This is a genomic window from Nocardia iowensis, from assembly GCF_019222765.1.
In the GTDB taxonomy this organism is placed as follows: domain Bacteria; phylum Actinomycetota; class Actinomycetes; order Mycobacteriales; family Mycobacteriaceae; genus Nocardia; species Nocardia iowensis.
On record NZ_CP078145.1, the window covers coordinates 1,574,238 to 1,589,508 of the forward strand.

The following is a 15,271-nucleotide window of genomic DNA, read 5'->3' on the forward strand; positions in this document are numbered from 1 at the left end:
CACTCGATGCGGCGATGGTCGGAACGCGAAGGACGCCGCACCGAAGGTAGCGCCGAACCGGATGACCAGCGAACCGTCGCCGTGATCGAAAGTCAGGAGCGCAACCGTGAATGTGCAAGCCGGACAACGTAACTCGCTCACCGATGTCGCCGGTCTGCTGGTCGGCCATCATCATGTACTCGACCCGAACGCGACGATCGGCGCCGGAGCGGCCACGGGCTGCACTGTCGTCTACGCACCGGGCGGTGCGGTCGCCGCCGTCGATGTCCGCGGCGGCGGTCCTGGCACCCGGGAAACCGATGTGCTCGATCTGTCCAACACGGTCCGTCAGGTCAACGCGATCCTGCTCACCGGCGGCAGCGCCTACGGCCTCGCCGCCGCCGACGGTGTCATGCGCTGGCTCGAGGAGCACGGCGAAGGCATTCCGATGGACCCGGCCGATGCGAGCCGGGTGGTGCCGATCGTGCCGGGCGCGGTGATCTTCGACCTGCCGGTGGGTGCGTGGGACATCCGGCCGACCGCCGAATTCGGATACCAGGCCACGACCGCCGCGTCGGTGGAATTCGAACGCGGCACCGTCGGCGCCGGTGTCGGCGCGCGCGCCGGTTCGATCAAGGGCGGCGTCGGCACCGCCAGCGTCGTGCTCGGCGACGGCGTAGCGGCCGGGGTCACGGTCGCCGCGCTGATCGTCGCGAATCCTGTTGGCTCCGTGTTCGATCCACGTACCGGCCTGCCATGGGGCGCGGGCACCGACGGCGCGGACCACTTCGGTTTGCGCCCCGCGACCGCCGAACAGCTCGCCCACGCGAACGCGCTTCCGGTGAAAGGCACGGTGCTCAACACGACCATCGGCGTGGTCGCGACCGACGCGCCGTTGGACCCGGTCGGTTGTCAGCGGGTGGCGACTACCGCGCACGACGGCCTGGCCAGAGCGATCCGTCCCGCCCATTCCCCGCTGGACGGTGACACCATCTTCGCGCTGGCCACCGGCACCGCGGCGTCGCCTGCGAATTTTCCGCTGCCGCCCGCCTTCCCGGCGGATCTGCTGCTGCTCGACGAGATCTGTACCGCCGCGGCGGTCTGCGTGGAACGCGCGATCGTCGACGCGATTCTCGCCGCGCGGTCCCTCGCCGGAATCCCCGCCTACCCGGACTTATTTCCCCGCTAGACGCGGGGAATCCCGACCGGGCTATCAGGCGGCGGGAATAGCCGAATATTCTCACTCGTTGTCGACTGCGATGGGTCGGCATTGCGGAAGGGTTTGACTCGTGCTGGTGATCAGGGCCGACCTCGTGGCGGCGATGGTGGCGCACGCGCGCGCCGACCACCCCGACGAGGCCTGCGGCATCATCGCCGGACCGGAGGGCTCGGACCGTCCGGAGCGCTTCGTCGCCATGATGAACGCCGAGCGTTCGCCCACCTTCTACCGTTTCGATTCCGGTGAGCAGCTGAAGGTGTGGCGCGCCATGGACGACGCCGACGAGACCCCGGTGGTGATCTACCACTCGCACACCGCCACCGAGGCGTACCCCAGCCGCACCGACGTGTCCTACGCGTCCGAACCGTTCGCGCACTACGTGCTGATCTCCACTCGCGATCCGGAGCAGCACGAGCTGCGCAGCTACCGGATCGTCGACGGGGAGGTCACCGAGGAGCCGGTGCGCATCGTCGATGCGTACGAAACCGCCTAGACCGATGCTTGTTCGTGCAACCGAGGAGTTCTCATGCCGGTAACCGTGTCCATCCCGACCATCATGCGTGGCCTTACCGGAGGGGAGAAGCGCGTGCAGGCACAGGGTGCCACGCTGTCCGCGCTGATCGATGACCTCGAGTCGAACCACCCCGGTCTGGCCGAGCGGCTGCTCAAGGACGGCAAGCTGAACCGCTACGTCAATATCTACGTCGACGACGAGGACGTGCGTTTCGCCGGCGGCCTCGAGGCCGAGGTGCCCGACGACGCGAGCGTGACCATCCTGCCTGCCGTCGCCGGAGGCTGACCCACCCGTGGCGCGTTATGAATCGCTGATCGCGACCCTCGGCAACACGCCGCTGGTCGGCCTGCGCACGCTGTCCCCGCAATGGGACGGCGACAACCACGTGCGGCTGTGGGCCAAGCTGGAGGACCGCAACCCGACCGGTTCCATCAAGGACCGTCCCGCGCTGCGGATGATCGAACAGGCCGAGGCCGACGGCCTGTTGACACCCGGCTGCACGATCCTGGAACCCACCAGCGGCAACACCGGCATCTCCCTGGCCATGGCCGCCAAGCTCAAGGGCTACCAGCTGGTCTGCGTGATGCCGGAGAACACCTCGGTCGAGCGGCGTCAGCTGCTGACCATGTTCGGCGCGCAGATCATCGATTCCCCGGCCGCGGGCGGCTCCAACCAGGCGGTGGCGCTGGCCAAGCAGATCGCCGCGGAGCACCCGGACTGGGTGATGCTGTACCAGTACGGCAACCCCGCGAACGCGCTGGCGCATTACGAGAACACCGGCCCGGAGATCCTGGCCGACCTGCCCGAGATCACGCACTTCGTGGCGGGCCTCGGCACCACCGGAACGCTGATGGGCACCGGCCGTTTCCTGCGGGAGAAGGTGCCGAGCATCGAGATCGTGGCGGCCGAGCCGCGCTACGGCGAACTGGTCTACGGGCTGCGCAATATCGACGAGGGTTTCATCCCGGAGCTCTACGACGAATCGGTGCTGACCACCCGGTTCTCGGTGGGTCCGTACGACGCGGTGAAACGCACCCGCGAACTGGTCGCCGAGGAGGGCATTTTCGCGGGCATCTCGACCGGCGCGATCCTGCACGCCGCCCTCGGTGTCGCCCGCAAGGTCGCGAAGACGGGCAACCGTGCCGACATCGCGTTCGTGGTGGCCGACGGCGGTTGGAAGTACCTGTCGACCGGCGCGTACGACGGCACCCTCGAAGAGGCCGAGGAACGGCTCGACGGCCAGCTCTGGGCATAGCGCTCGCACGCGGGCCCTGGTCCTCGCCGGTACCCTCGGAAGAGCGGGATGACGGTTCGGACATGAACAGGCGAACCGTCGCACTCCCTGCTCGACGAGGAGGCTGCGATGACCGGCGGTGCGGGAATCGGTCCGTCATTCGACCCCGACCGGATCGCGGCGATCCGGGCACAGTTGGCGAATCCGGGCGCAACGACGCCGCGGACAACCGCGGGCGCCCCGGCGAAGTCGAATAACTTCGCCGCCGTCAAACAATTGTGGTTGCGCGCCGGACTGCTCATCGCCGGTTTCGTCGCGCTGCTTTATGGCATCGAAGGCGTCGACACCCTCGACAACAACCAACTCGACAACGCCGGTATTCACCCCAGATCGGCTGATGGTCTTTCGGGCATCCTGTTCGCCCCGGTCCTGCACCACGGCTGGCCGCATCTGGTCGGCAACACCCTCCCGGTGCTGGTACTCGGCTTTCTCGCGCTCGCCGCGGGCATCGGCCGTGGACTCGCCGCGACCGCGATCATCTGGCTCGTCGCCGGTGTCGGCACCTGGTTGACCGGCGGTTCGGGCAGCGTGCATCTGGGCGCGTCGGCGCTGGTATTCGGCTGGTTGACGTTCCTGATCTCGCGCGGCTGGTTCGCCCGCAACATCGGGCAGATCGTGCTCGGGCTCGTCGTTGTGGCGCTCTACGGGTCGCTGCTGTGGGGTGTATTGCCTGGACAAGCCGGAATCTCTTGGCAGGGACATCTTTTCGGGGCGATGGGTGGACTGCTCGCCGGCTGGGTATTCTCTGGTGATGCACGCCGGAATCGTCGCGGGGATCGAGCTGGAACCATTGCGTCGCCACGATGATCGTGCGGCCCGTCGAGAAATGTGGGGGATAGTTTCTTGAGCGAGCGAGCAATGGACACAGCTGCCCCAGCGCTCGTGACAGCGCCGAGCGTTAGCGAGGTGGTGTTATGAGTGCGAATTCGTCGTGGCAGCATGGGGGAATGCGCCTAACCGTCCTCGGGTGCTCGGGCAGCGTGTCCGGCCCGGACTCCCCAGCGTCGGGCTATCTGCTGACCGGGCCGGATATGACGCCCGTGGTGATCGATTTCGGGCCGGGCGTACTCGGCGCGCTGCAGCGTTACGCCGATCCCGGTGAAGTCGATATCTTCCTCACCCACTTGCATGCCGACCACTGCCTCGACCTGCCCGGCCTGCTGGTCTGGCGGCGCTACCACCCGACCCCGCCGGTGGGCCGGGCCATCGTGCGCGGGCCCTCGGACAGCGCGCTGCGCATCGGCAACGCCTCAGCCGAGGTCGGCGGCGAATGCGACGACTGGTCCGACGTGATCGACCTGCGACCGTGGACCGTCGGCGAGCAGATCGAATTCGGACCCGGGCACACTGTCTCGGCGCGCCGGATGTTCCACCCGCCGGAGTCCTACGGTCTGCGGATCGTCACCGCCGCGGGACGAACCTTCGTCTACACCGGCGACACGGCCATGTGCGACTCGGTGCACGAGCTCGCCAAGGGCGCCGACATCCTGATGGCCGAGGCATCATGGACGCACGATCCCGCGAATCGGCCGCCCGGCATTCATCTTTCGGGCACCGAGGCGGGCATGATCGCCGCCAAGGCGGGCGTGAAGGAACTGCTGCTCACCCACATTCCGCCGTGGACCTCCCGGGAAGACGTCATCGCCGAGGCCAAAGCGCAGTTCACCGGCCCCGTGCACGCCGTGGCCCCCGGCGAGACATTCGACCTCTGACCGGTTACCCGGCGGACAGGTTGGTGTGACTAGGCTGTGCCCGTGTCTAGACGAGCCGATGGCAGGGCGGACGACGAACTCCGCGAGGTACGGATCACCCGTGGATTCACCACGCATCCAGCCGGTTCGGTGCTGGTGGAGTTCGGTCAGACGCGGGTGATGTGCACCGCGAGCGTCACCGAGGGCGTGCCACCGTGGCGTCGCGACTCCGGACTCGGCTGGGTCACCGCCGAATACGCGATGCTGCCCGCCGCGACGCACACCCGCAGCGGACGTGAGTCGGTGAAGGGCAAGGTCGGCGGCCGCACCCAGGAGATCAGCCGGCTGATCGGCCGTTCGCTGCGCGCGTGCATCGACCTGGCCGCCATCGGCGAGAACACCATCGCCATCGACTGCGACGTGCTGCAGGCCGACGGCGGCACCAGGACCGCCGCCATTACCGGCGCATACGTCGCGCTCGCGGACGCGGTCACCTACCTCGCCGCCGCGGGCAGCCTAGCCGACCCACAGCCGATCTCCTGCGCGATCGCCGCGGTGAGCGTCGGCGTCGTCGACGGCCGCGTGCGCCTCGACCTGCCGTACGAAGAGGATTCGCGCGCCGAGGTCGACATGAACGTGGTCGCCACCGACACCGGCACTCTGGTCGAGATCCAGGGCACCGGCGAGGGCGCCACCTTCCCGCGCTCCACCCTGGACAAGATGCTCGACTCCGCGCTGATCGGCTGCGAGAAGATCTTCGCCATTCAGAAGGAAGCGCTGGCGCTGCCGTATCCCGGGGTGCTGCCCGAGCCCGCCGAGCCGAAGAAGAAGTAATGGCGCGTCGCGTTCTGGTGGCCAGCCGCAATGCCAAAAAGCTGAACGAGTTGCGCCGCATCCTCGCCGAGGCGGGCATCGCGGGCATCGAGATCGTCGGATTGGCCGACGTGCCCGCCTACGACGAGGCACCGGAGACCGGCGCGACGTTCGAGGAGAACGCGCTCGTCAAGGCCCGCGACGGCGCCGCCGCCACCGGATTGGCTTGTGTCGCAGACGATTCCGGCATCGAGGTGGACGCGCTCAACGGCATGCCCGGGGTGCTCTCGGCGCGCTGGTCCGGTCGGCACGGCGACGACGCCGCCAATAACGCACTGCTGCTGGCACAGCTCAACGATGTGCCCGATGAGCGGCGGGGCGCGCGTTTCGTCTCGACCTGCGCGCTGGTCGTCCCCGATGGCCCGGAAGTCGTTGTGCGCGGCGAATGGCCGGGTTCGGTCGGCCGGAAACCGGTGGGGGACGGCGGCTTCGGCTACGACCCGCTGTTCATCCCCGACGGCGGCGACACCTCCGCCGCCCAGCTGACCCCCGCCGAAAAGGACGCGGTCTCCCACCGCGCCCGCGCCCTGGCTCAACTACTCCCCGCCCTCTCGACCCTCGCCGCGGACTAACCCGCACACCCCTTGGGCAACCCGCACACCTGTTGTGGGCGCCGCACACCCCGTCTACCGGATGTGCGGCTTACCCAGAGGATGTGCGCCATCGCTCATCGCGGGCGCAGGGGCCGGGCGAGTCAGACGGCGAAGTCTTGTTTGACCTTTTTCGCGTTGACGTGCTCGACGAAGAAGGACAGCAGCGGGATGGTGCCCGCGAGGAGGGTGCCGACGGTGCGCAGTACCGGCCAGCGCACCTTGACCGCGAGGTCGGCGGTGACCAGCAGGTAGACGAAGTACACCCAGCCGTGCACGACGGCGATCCAGCTAGGGGTGTGGACGTCGAAGCCGTACTTGGCGATCATCTCGCCGGTGAGCAGCAGCAGCCACAGGCCGGTGACCCAGGCGAGGGTGCGGTAGCGCAGCAGCGCGGACTTGATCTTGGCGGTGTTCGCCGCACCGGTCCGCGCGGGTGCCGCGGTAGTCGCGGTGGCCGGTGCCGCGGTGCTCTCGGTGGAATTCTCGCTGGCGGTCAACCGGCGCTCCTCTCGGTATCGCGGGCGCGCAGGCCCGCCTCGCGGACCTGATCATCGACGTCTTGGGCGTGCAGTGCGGCCAGGTATTTGTTGTACTCGGCGAGTACCGGATCCTCGTCGCGCACCGCCTTCGGCCGCTCCGGCAGCAGGCCAGCCGGAATCTCGCGCGGCGCAACAGGTTTCGGGGCAGGCCGCGGGGTATCGCCGGGGTTCTCGCTTTCCTCGGCTTCGCGCTCCAGCCGGACGAACCGGAAATAGGCGAACACCGCGAACGCCGCGAACAGCGGCCACTGCAGTGCGTACCCCAGGTTCTGGCCGGTGCCGCTCGACGATTCGAACCGCTGCCACTGCCACCACGCCAGCGCCAGGCAACCCAGCGCAGCGACCAGCACCAGCACGATGAGGGCCGGCCGATTGTGTGCCGAGCGGCGAGGTGAAGCGGACACGGCTACTACGGTACCCGTCTACTACACGGTCCGTAGGAGCAGGCCGGTCTCGTCACTTCGGCGACCCGCCCGCACCGGAGCGGACGGGTCGGCCGAGGTCAGAACTTGTAGGTGACGCCGGTCAGCCGCTCGGATTCTTCCCAGAGCCGCTTCCAGAGATCCTTGTTTTTTGATAGCCGGCTCGACGGCGACGACTCCACCGGCCCCTGGGTCTGGAAGAACCGGCGCGGGCCCCAGTAGACCTCCGGGTCGGCATCGGGCATGGTGGCCGCGAACAGCGAGGAGTGCGCCGCCTTCTTCGGCGGGTGACCGATCAGCGCGACGAACGGTTTGATGATCCGGTCGACCGGGGTCTCGGTCCTGGCGAACAGGTCGGTGGCCGAGACGCCGGGGTGCACCGCGTACGAGCGCTTGCTGGAACCGGATTCGGCGAGGCGGCGCTGGAGTTCCCTGGCGAACATCAGGTTCGACAACTTGGCCTGCGCATAGGCGAGATTGCGCTGGTAGCGACGGTTCTCGTAGTTGAGATCATCGACCCACAGCTTCGGCGTCTGCTTGTGCGCGATGCTGGCCAGCGTCACCACCCGGTCGCGGATGCGGTCCAGCAGCAGGCCGGTCAGCGCGAAGTGAGCGAGATGGTCGACGCCCCACTGGGTTTCGAAGCCGTCCTTGGTGCGCGAGAACGGGACGTTCATCAGCCCGGCATTGTTGATCAGCACATCGATTTCGGCCGACTCGTCGGCGAATTTTCGGACCGAGGCCAGATCGGCCAGGTCCAGCTCGGCGACGCGGACGTCGCCGCTGATGCCGTCGGCGACCACCTTGGCCTTGTCCACATTGCGGCAGGCCATGATGACGGTAGCGCCCTTGGCCGCGAGGACCTCGGTGGTGACGGCGCCCAACCCGCCGTTCGCGCCGGTGATCACGAAGGTGCGTCCGGTCTGATCCGGGATTTCAGTAGGTTTCCACGCCATAAACTAACCTTACTCTGGAGTAAGTTCCGAGGGAAGGGCTTCGCCCCGGTCCGATGACGAGTGTCTCAGACGGAGGTGATTTCTGTCACTCGGCGTGGCTGAAGATCACCGCCGCGAGATCCAAGTCGGTAGCGATCACAGCAGCGCACGCCGAGGATCGCTCGGTGTCCGTCACAGATCACATCGCGCCGCCGCAGAGTTCATTCACTGTCCGCTGCTGATTGGTTGCTGGCACGCGGCGGCGACTGTGGTCGCGCCGGTCCGGGCGGCGGCTCCGATACGGTGGGTGGCGTGACCATGGTGGGCAGGCAGTACGGCGGACGCGCTGTCACGGAGCGCAAGGCCGAACGCCGCGAGCGCTTCCTCGATGCGGCGACCCGCATCTTCGCCGAACGCGGCTACGCCAACTGCTCCCTCGCCGACGTCTGCGCCGCCGCGGCCCTGTCCAAGCGGCAGTTCTACGAGGAGTTCCAGACCAGGGAAGACGTGCTGGTCGCCGCCTACGACCGGATCCAGGATGAGGCCGCGGCCGCGGTGCTCGCGGCGCTGGCCGAACTCGATCCGCGATTCGACATGACCACGGCGATGACCGCGGTGGTCTCGGCGTATCTGGGGTCGATCGGCGCCGACCCGTATCGCACCAAGGTCGCCTTCATCGAGGTGGTCGGCGTGAGCGACCGAATGGAACAGCACCGCCGCGAACGGCGGCACGCATGGGCGGCGATGCTCGACGCCACCGTCGTGCCCGCGGTGGCGCCGGGCGCCCGGATTCGCGGCGGAACCGCCTGGGGCGCAAGCGCTCTCATCGGCGCGATCAACGGCCTCACGCACGAATGGGTGCTGGCCGATCCGCGCCCTTCGACGGCCGAGCTGGTGGAATTGCTGGTGCCGATCGCGCTGTCGCTGCTCGAAGTCCCGGATCAGCGCACGGCGTAGCCGGCCAGCGACGGGGCCAGCGCGTCGAATGCGATGCCGATGTATTCGGTGATGGCCGTGGCGATCTCCTCGTTCGATTGACCCGCGAGGGTGCGGCGCATGGTCTCGTCGAACAGCACCCGATGCACCCCGCCCAGTTGGGCCGCCGCCACCCGCGGCCGGATATCCGTTGCGGCCGCTCCGGTCTCCGCGGCAAGGGTGTCGGCGAGGGCCTGCTCCCGTTCGTCGTGGAATTCCCGCAGCCGGGCGACCAGCGCGGGGCTATCGGCGATCATCTTGGCGAACTCGGGCCCGGAGAAGCCGACCACCGGATCGTGTTCGGCCGCCGCCGTTAGGTAGGCGTCGCGCAGAGCCGCCAGCGCGGACTCACCCGGCTGTCGTTCGCGGACGATGCGCGCGAGTTGTTCGACGAAGACGTCGTGCAGATCGAGCGCCAGGTCCTCCTTGCGCGGGAAGTAGTTGGTCACCGTCATCTTGGCGACCTGCGCGGCGGCTGCTACGTCGGCGATCGTCACCTTGTCGAAGCCGTGCTCCAGGAACAGCCTGGTGGCCTGATGGGAGATGTTCTCCCTGGTCTGAAGCTTTTTTCGGTCCCGGAGGCCCAGCGTCTCTGCGGTCATGACCCCACCATATCTGATACCGACCAAAATTTATGCTTGACATATTTTTAGGTCTGGTCTAAATTTCTCCTCGTTACCGAGAACGAAGGAGCGTCATCGCGATGAACCACGGACTTGTCGAAGCGACCCCGGCCCGCACCATCTCCATCACCGACCGAAAGGGACCAGCCACCATGGCCGACAAGACCACCGCGCAGACCACCATCGACGCCGTCCTCCGCCGCTACGGGTTGAACGAGGCGGCGCCAAAGCCGAAGAAGCAGCGCGCCAACGGATTCCCCGGCGCGCCGCGGATCGACCGGAAGGCCGTCGCGCTGTCGCGCGGCCGGACCGCCTTCCGGGCGGCCCCGCAGCGGCCGCTGCGGATCCCCGGTCGCGGCTGACCGTCGAGTACTGCCCCCGCCGGTCGTCGGCGCACTACCGCGCCGACGACCGGTTCGCTCCCTTCGGAAGGACTCACCCGTGACCCAGTTCTGCACCGCCCGCCCCGTCCGTCTGTCTGGCACCGTCAGCGAAGACCCGGTCAAGGACTACCTGCGTCTCATCGGCCGCACGCCCCTGCTCACCGCCGCGCAGGAGGTCGAGCTGGCCGAACGCATCGAAGCGGGTGCGCTCGCCGCCCGGCGGCTCGCCGCCGAGACCGACCTCGCGCTCACGGAACGCCGTGCGTTGCGCCGCCGGGTCGCCGACGGTCAGCGCGCCAAGGATCACATGGTGGAGGCCAACCTGCGGCTGGTCGTCTCGATCGCCAAGCGCTACCCGACGCCGGTCGGCATGTCGCTACTCGACCTGGTGCAGGAGGGCACGGTCGGCATGATGCGCGCGATCGAGAAGTTCGATCATCATCGCGGCCTGAAGTTCTCCACCTACGCCACCTGGTGGATCAAGCAGGGCATCGGCCGCGCGCTGGCCGACCAGAGCCGCACCATCCGCATCCCGGTCCATGTGGTCGAGGTGCTGAATCGCGTGATCCGCACCCAGCGGACGCTCACTCAGCAGCTCGGTCGCGACGTCACTTCGGCGGAACTCGCCGCCGAACTGGACATGACCCCCGCCAAGGTGCGCGAGGTCCTCGACCATGCGCGCGAACCGATTTCGCTGCACACCCCCATCGGCGACGACGCCGAGGTCGGCGAACTCATCGCGGACACCGCACCCGACCCGTCCGAGGCGGCACTGGCGACGGCGGTGCGCGGCCAGCTCGACAAGGCGCTCGCCGGGCTGACCGAGCGCGAAGCCGAGGTGATCACCTTGCGCTTCGGTCTGGACGGCGCCGATCCGAAGACGCTCGACGAGATCGGCAAGACCTATGGCGTATCTCGCGAACGGGCCCGCCAGATCGAGGCCAAAGGCATGACCAAGCTGCGGCAACCGGGCCGCAGCAAGGTGCTCGAAGGGTTGCTCGGCTGAGTCGCTGTCGTGTCGCTGGACGGACAGTTCGGCGGACTCGGACCATACTGGCCCAATGACCGGTGCAGTCGATGTCGCCGAGAAAGCCCCCGAGCCGATGAGCCGGGCCAAGACCAACATAGTGTTCGCCACGATTGTGCTCGGCATGTTGCTGGCGGCCCTCGATCAGACGATCGTGTCCACCGCACTGCCGACGATCGTCGCCGACCTCGGCGAGGCCGGGCACATGGCCTGGGTGGTCACGGCCTATCTGCTCGCCGAGGCGGTGGCGACCGCGCTGGCAGGCAAGCTCGGCGACTTGTTCGGCCGCAAGCTGATCTTCCAGCTCAGTGCGTTGATCTTCATCGTCGGCTCGATGATCGCCGGGCTGGCGAACGGGATGACGCTGCTGATCGTCGCCCGCGGCATCCAGGGCTTCGGCGGCGGCGGCCTGATGGTCACCGCGATGGCGCTGATCGCCGACACCATCCCGCTGCGCCAGCGCGGCAAGTATCAGGGCGCGCTCGGCGCCGTCTTCGGTGTCACCACGGTGATCGGGCCGACGCTCGGCGGGCTGTTCACCGACCACGCGAGCTGGCGCTGGTGCTTCTACGTCAACGTGCCCATCGCGATCATCATGATCGTGATGTCGGCCCGCACCATCCCCAAGGTGCGCGCCGCCATCAAGCCGATCATCGATTACGCGGGCATCGGACTTGTCGCCGTGGCGGTTTCGACCCTCATCCTCGGGCTGGAATGGGGCGGGCAGGAATACGCCTGGGGCTCATCGATGATCCTCGGCCTGTTCGCTGCGTCGGTGGTGCTGTTCGCGGCGTTCGTGGCCATCGAGCTGCGAGCCAAGGAACCCATGCTCCCCATGGGGCTGTTCCGCAGCAGAGTGTTCACGGTCTGCTCGATCCTCAGCTTCATCTGCGGCTTCGCCATGCTCGGCTCGATCACCTATCTGCCCGCGTATCTCCAGTACGTGGACGGCGTCTCGGCGACCATGTCCGGTGTGCGTTCGCTGCCGCTGGTGGCCGGTCTACTGGTCACCTCGATCCTGTCCGGCCAGGTGGTCGGCAAGACCGGCCACTACCGGTACTTCCCGATCGTCGGCACGCTGGTGATGGCGCTCGGGCTGTACCTGATGTCGACCATGGGCCGCGACACCGGCATCTGGGAGGAATCGCTGTACATGATGGTGCTCGGTCTTGGCATCGGCCTGACCATGCAGGTGCTCACCATCGTCGTGCAAAACACCGTGCCGTACGCCCAACTCGGCACCGCGACCTCCGGCGTCACCTTCTTCCGCACCCTCGGAAGTACCTTCGGCACCGCGATTTTCGGCACCCTGTACAGCAACGAGATCGGCCCGAATCTGACCGCGGCGCTGCAAGAGGTCAAAGTGGTGCCGCCGCAGGTCGCCGCGAATCCGCAGTCGCTACAGGCCGTGCCAGAGGAAGTCTCGGCGCCCATTATCGACGCCTACGCCAACACCATCGACCACGTTTTCATCTGGGTGGTACCGGTGGCCTTGATCGGTTTCGTGGTCGCCTGGTTCCTCAAAGAAGTGCCGCTGCGCGACAGTGCGCGCACGAGTGCGGGTGATGTGGGCGGTGGCTTCTCGGTGCCCGACTCCGCGGACCGAGTCGTGCAACTGGAGCGGGCGATCGCCGGGACCCTGCGCAAGTCGCACGCCGAGGGACCGATCGGCCCGCGCATTCTCGCGGACGCGGGCAGCACGCTCAGCCGCGGCGAGGCATGGGCGCTCGGGCAGGTGTACCTGCGCGACCGCGTCAAGGGCGGGGCCACGCTGGACGCGGTCGCGCGGGCGCACAAGCTGCCCGATGACGTACTCGCGCCGATCTATCGCCGGGTGGCCGAGAAGGGCTATCTCATCGACGACGGCCGGGAACTGCGGCTGACCGACGCGGGCCAGGGCGAGCTGGATCGGGTCAAGGCCGCGTGGCGCCGGTGGCTCGACAGCACGCTCGATGATTGGAACAACGACGATCCCGCCGATCGCGCGCTGTTCGACCAGGCATTGGACAACGTCGCCGCCAAGCTGCTCGAAGAGGAGACGGGCGAGCACGAGCCCGCCCGCACCTGACCTCGCTTGTCTCCGATCGCGAACGACACTTGCCACGCAAATACTCGTGCACGTATATTCGTAGACGAGTAAGGAGGTGTGATGGCCACGAAACGCAAGGTGAACAACCTGCTCGCGCTTGCTGTGCTCTCCGTGATGATCGACCGGCCGAAGCACCGCTACGAGATCGCCCAAACGTTGCGTGACCGCGGCAAAGACCACGACATGGACATCAAGTGGGGCTCGCTCTACACCGTCGTGCAGAACCTGGCGAAGGTCGGCTTCCTGGAAATCGTCGGCAGCGAGCGCGACGGCGCGCGACCGGAACGGGTCATCTATCGGATCACCGATGCCGGACGAACCGAACTCACCGACTGGACAAGGGAATTGCTCGCCGTACCCGAGCCGGAACAGCACCGGTTCGTCGCCGGGCTTTCCATCCTCGCGGTGCTACCGCCGGACGAAGTCATCGAGTTGCTCGGCAAGCGCATCGACGCGCTGAGTCAAGCCATCGACGTCGTGCGCGGCGAACTCGAGCGGATAGCGGCCATCAAGCTGCCGCGACTGTTCGTCATCGAAACCGAGTTCGGTCTCGCCATGCTGGAAGCCGAAGCGGCGTGGGCACGTTCGCTGCGCGACGAACTGGTCGACGGCACCTTCCCCGACGTCGCCTGGTGGCGACAGATGCACGCCGAAGGCACCCCTTTCGCCGAAGTCATCGAGTCCGTGGAAAGGGGGATGACCCAACAGGAATCGTCCTGACAACGAGACCAGGCCCGGCGGGGTGCGGCAACACCGCCGCCGAGCCCGATTGAACAGTCTCGAACCGCGCCCGCATGCGCGCACCCGGCTACAAGGCTGGCAACCACAGGATAACTGGGTGCGCGATGCACGGGTCGGTTCGGGGATTCGAAGAACCCATAACGCGCAAACCTGGAGACATCCATGTCGAAAACACAAACCGCACTGGTCATCGGCGGCGGCATCGCCGGACCGGTCGCCGCAACCGCACTACTGAAGGCAGGCATCGAGGCCCGCGTCTACGAGGCGTATCCCGGCCCCTCGTACAACATCGGCAGCGGGCTCGCGCTCGCGCCGAACGGCCTTGCCGCCCTCGATGTCATCGATGCGGGCGATTCGGTCCGCGACATCGCGCTGCCGATCGCGAACATGAGTTTGTCGATCGGCGGCAAGCACATGCGGGTGCCCGGTCCGGCAGGCCTGGCGCCGCTGCAACTGGTCGACCGCGGTGAGCTGCATCAGACCCTGCACGATCATGCGGTAGCCGCCGGTGTGCCCTTCGAGTACAACAAGCGCCTCATCGACGTGGTCGAGGACGAGTCGGGCCTCACCGCCCGGTTCACCGACGGCAGCACCGCCACCGCCGACGTGCTGATCGGCGCCGACGGCATCCGGTCGACGGTGCGCGGCTTGATCGACCCGAACGCGCCGGGACCGGAGTACCTCGGCATGCTCGGCTTCGGCGCGCTGGTCGACTACGACGGCGACATCCCGGCCGACACCATGACCTTCGCCTTCGGCAAGAAGGCCTACTACCTGTACGGGCCGGGCGGCGACGGCCGGGTCATGTGGGGCGCCAACCTGCCGCACAAGGAGTACCTGTCGCTCACCGCGGCCCGCGCGATCCCGAAGTCGCACTGGCTCGGCATCCTGCGGGAGACCTATGCCGAGGACACCCCCGGCGGCGAACTGGCCAGGCGCACCACCGAGGAACAACTGGAAGTCACCGGCGCACTGCACATCATGCCGTCGGTGCCGCACTGGTTCCGCGGTCGCATGGTGCTGGTGGGTGACGCGGTGCACGCGCCGTCCAACAGTTCCGGCCAGGGTGCGTCGCTGGCCATCGAGAGTGCCATCCAGGTGGCCCGCTGCCTGCGTGACCTGCCGATACCGGAGGCGTTCGCTACTTATGAGCGGTTGCGCCGCGCCCGCGTGGAAGCCGTGGCGGCCCGTGCCGCCAAGTCCAACCACAGCAAGACCCTCGGACCGGTCGGGCGCAAGTTGATGCAGCTCACGGCGCCACTGTTCATCAAGATGATGAACACGGAGAAGACCATGGGACCCGAGCAGCGCTACCGGATCGACTGGGCCGCGCCGGTGCAGCGGGAACTCGCGGTCGTGGCCTGAGCCGCCGAA

18 protein-coding genes are annotated in these 15,271 nt (G+C 67.6%); 14 read left to right on the forward strand and 4 right to left on the reverse strand.

What is annotated here, in order from left to right; all coding sequences use genetic code 11:
- Window positions 1-106: 106 nt before the first annotated feature.
- From KV110_RS07055 to rdgB, 8 genes are all read left to right on the forward strand, one after another.
- Window positions 107-1,168, forward strand: coding sequence for a P1 family peptidase (locus KV110_RS07055; protein WP_218474457.1), 1,062 nt, complete (start codon window positions 107-109; stop codon window positions 1,166-1,168).
- 100 nt (window positions 1,169-1,268) lie between these two features.
- Window positions 1,269-1,691: a M67 family metallopeptidase gene (locus KV110_RS07060; RefSeq protein WP_218474459.1), complete on the forward strand. Its 423-nt coding sequence runs from the start codon at window positions 1,269-1,271 to the stop codon at window positions 1,689-1,691.
- 33 nt (window positions 1,692-1,724) lie between these two features.
- Complete coding sequence (locus KV110_RS07065) at window positions 1,725-1,997, forward strand: MoaD/ThiS family protein (RefSeq protein WP_218474461.1); 273 nt, start codon at window positions 1,725-1,727, stop codon at window positions 1,995-1,997.
- 7 nt (window positions 1,998-2,004) lie between these two features.
- Window positions 2,005-2,967, forward strand: a complete 963-nt coding sequence (locus tag KV110_RS07070; RefSeq protein WP_218474462.1) for a PLP-dependent cysteine synthase family protein — start codon at window positions 2,005-2,007, stop codon at window positions 2,965-2,967.
- A 108-nt stretch (window positions 2,968-3,075) separates the two neighbouring features.
- Window positions 3,076-3,813 carry a rhomboid family intramembrane serine protease gene (locus KV110_RS07075; RefSeq protein ID WP_218474464.1) on the forward strand — a complete coding sequence of 246 codons (738 nt, stop codon included), beginning with the start codon at window positions 3,076-3,078 and terminating at the stop codon, window positions 3,811-3,813.
- A 140-nt stretch (window positions 3,814-3,953) separates the two neighbouring features.
- Window positions 3,954-4,718 carry a cyclic nucleotide-degrading phosphodiesterase gene (locus KV110_RS07080; protein WP_218478236.1) on the forward strand — a complete coding sequence of 255 codons (765 nt, stop codon included), beginning with the start codon at window positions 3,954-3,956 and terminating at the stop codon, window positions 4,716-4,718.
- Between the two features lie 42 nt (window positions 4,719-4,760).
- Window positions 4,761-5,531 carry a ribonuclease PH gene (gene rph, locus KV110_RS07085; protein ID WP_218474466.1) on the forward strand — a complete coding sequence of 257 codons (771 nt, stop codon included), beginning with the start codon at window positions 4,761-4,763 and terminating at the stop codon, window positions 5,529-5,531.
- Window positions 5,531-6,142, forward strand: a complete 612-nt coding sequence (rdgB, locus tag KV110_RS07090) for an RdgB/HAM1 family non-canonical purine NTP pyrophosphatase (protein ID WP_218474467.1) — start codon at window positions 5,531-5,533, stop codon at window positions 6,140-6,142. Before rph ends, rdgB begins: the two co-directional genes overlap by 1 nt.
- Before the next feature lie 122 nt (window positions 6,143-6,264).
- Here the strand turns inward: rdgB and KV110_RS07095 are convergent, their stop codons facing one another.
- The 3 genes from KV110_RS07095 to KV110_RS07105 form a co-directional block, all read right to left on the reverse strand.
- Window positions 6,265-6,660: a DUF3817 domain-containing protein gene (locus tag KV110_RS07095; RefSeq protein WP_218474469.1), complete on the reverse strand. Its 396-nt coding sequence runs from the start codon at window positions 6,658-6,660 to the stop codon at window positions 6,265-6,267.
- Window positions 6,657-7,106, reverse strand: coding sequence for a transcriptional regulator (locus tag KV110_RS07100; RefSeq protein WP_218474471.1), 450 nt, complete (start codon window positions 7,104-7,106; stop codon window positions 6,657-6,659). The genes KV110_RS07095 and KV110_RS07100 overlap by 4 nt, the downstream gene beginning before the upstream one ends.
- Before the next feature lie 98 nt (window positions 7,107-7,204).
- Window positions 7,205-8,080, reverse strand: coding sequence for an oxidoreductase (locus KV110_RS07105; protein ID WP_218474472.1), 876 nt, complete (start codon window positions 8,078-8,080; stop codon window positions 7,205-7,207).
- A gap of 297 nt (window positions 8,081-8,377) precedes the next feature.
- On the opposite strand from KV110_RS07105, the gene KV110_RS07110 reads away from it, so the two are divergent.
- A complete protein-coding gene (locus KV110_RS07110) occupies window positions 8,378-9,016 on the forward strand; it encodes a TetR/AcrR family transcriptional regulator (RefSeq protein ID WP_246634700.1) in 639 nt (212 codons plus the stop codon).
- Here KV110_RS07110 and KV110_RS07115 read toward each other — a convergent pair.
- Window positions 9,001-9,636, reverse strand: a complete 636-nt coding sequence (locus KV110_RS07115; protein WP_218474476.1) for a TetR/AcrR family transcriptional regulator — start codon at window positions 9,634-9,636, stop codon at window positions 9,001-9,003. The two genes, KV110_RS07110 and KV110_RS07115, sit on opposite strands and share 16 nt — an antisense overlap.
- A 101-nt stretch (window positions 9,637-9,737) precedes the next feature.
- On the opposite strand from KV110_RS07115, the gene KV110_RS07120 reads away from it, so the two are divergent.
- From KV110_RS07120 to KV110_RS07140, 5 genes are all read left to right on the forward strand, one after another.
- Entirely contained in the window at window positions 9,738-10,019 is a 282-nt protein-coding gene (locus tag KV110_RS07120) for a hypothetical protein (RefSeq protein WP_218474478.1), read from the forward strand.
- Window positions 10,020-10,098: 79 nt separating this feature from the next.
- Window positions 10,099-11,046 (forward strand): sigma-70 family RNA polymerase sigma factor, encoded by a 948-nt coding sequence (locus tag KV110_RS07125; RefSeq protein WP_218474480.1) that lies wholly within the window; start codon window positions 10,099-10,101, stop codon window positions 11,044-11,046.
- Between the two features lie 55 nt (window positions 11,047-11,101).
- Window positions 11,102-13,135: an MDR family MFS transporter gene (locus KV110_RS07130; protein WP_246634378.1), complete on the forward strand. Its 2,034-nt coding sequence runs from the start codon at window positions 11,102-11,104 to the stop codon at window positions 13,133-13,135.
- An 81-nt stretch (window positions 13,136-13,216) separates the two neighbouring features.
- Window positions 13,217-13,876 (forward strand): PadR family transcriptional regulator, encoded by a 660-nt coding sequence (locus tag KV110_RS07135; RefSeq protein ID WP_218474481.1) that lies wholly within the window; start codon window positions 13,217-13,219, stop codon window positions 13,874-13,876.
- Between the two features lie 183 nt (window positions 13,877-14,059).
- A complete protein-coding gene (locus KV110_RS07140; RefSeq protein ID WP_218474483.1) occupies window positions 14,060-15,262 on the forward strand; it encodes an FAD-dependent oxidoreductase in 1,203 nt (400 codons plus the stop codon).
- Window positions 15,263-15,271: the final 9 nt, after the last annotated feature.

Coding starts and splice junctions, on each gene's coding strand:
- KV110_RS07065 (WP_218474461.1), top strand. CDS start 1,725: ATGCCGGTAACCGTGTCCATCCCGACCATCATGCGTGGCCTTACCGGA.
- KV110_RS07075 (WP_218474464.1), top strand. CDS start 3,076: ATGACCGGCGGTGCGGGAATCGGTCCGTCATTCGACCCCGACCGGATC.
- KV110_RS07080 (WP_218478236.1), top strand. CDS start 3,954: ATGCGCCTAACCGTCCTCGGGTGCTCGGGCAGCGTGTCCGGCCCGGAC.
- rdgB (WP_218474467.1), top strand. CDS start 5,531: ATGGCGCGTCGCGTTCTGGTGGCCAGCCGCAATGCCAAAAAGCTGAAC.
- KV110_RS07105 (WP_218474472.1), bottom strand. CDS start 8,080: ATGGCGTGGAAACCTACTGAAATCCCGGATCAGACCGGACGCACCTTC.
- KV110_RS07110 (WP_246634700.1), top strand. CDS start 8,378: ATGGTGGGCAGGCAGTACGGCGGACGCGCTGTCACGGAGCGCAAGGCC.
- KV110_RS07115 (WP_218474476.1), bottom strand. CDS start 9,636: ATGACCGCAGAGACGCTGGGCCTCCGGGACCGAAAAAAGCTTCAGACC.
- KV110_RS07120 (WP_218474478.1), top strand. CDS start 9,738: ATGAACCACGGACTTGTCGAAGCGACCCCGGCCCGCACCATCTCCATC.
- KV110_RS07130 (WP_246634378.1), top strand. CDS start 11,102: ATGACCGGTGCAGTCGATGTCGCCGAGAAAGCCCCCGAGCCGATGAGC.
- KV110_RS07135 (WP_218474481.1), top strand. CDS start 13,217: ATGGCCACGAAACGCAAGGTGAACAACCTGCTCGCGCTTGCTGTGCTC.
- KV110_RS07140 (WP_218474483.1), top strand. CDS start 14,060: ATGTCGAAAACACAAACCGCACTGGTCATCGGCGGCGGCATCGCCGGA.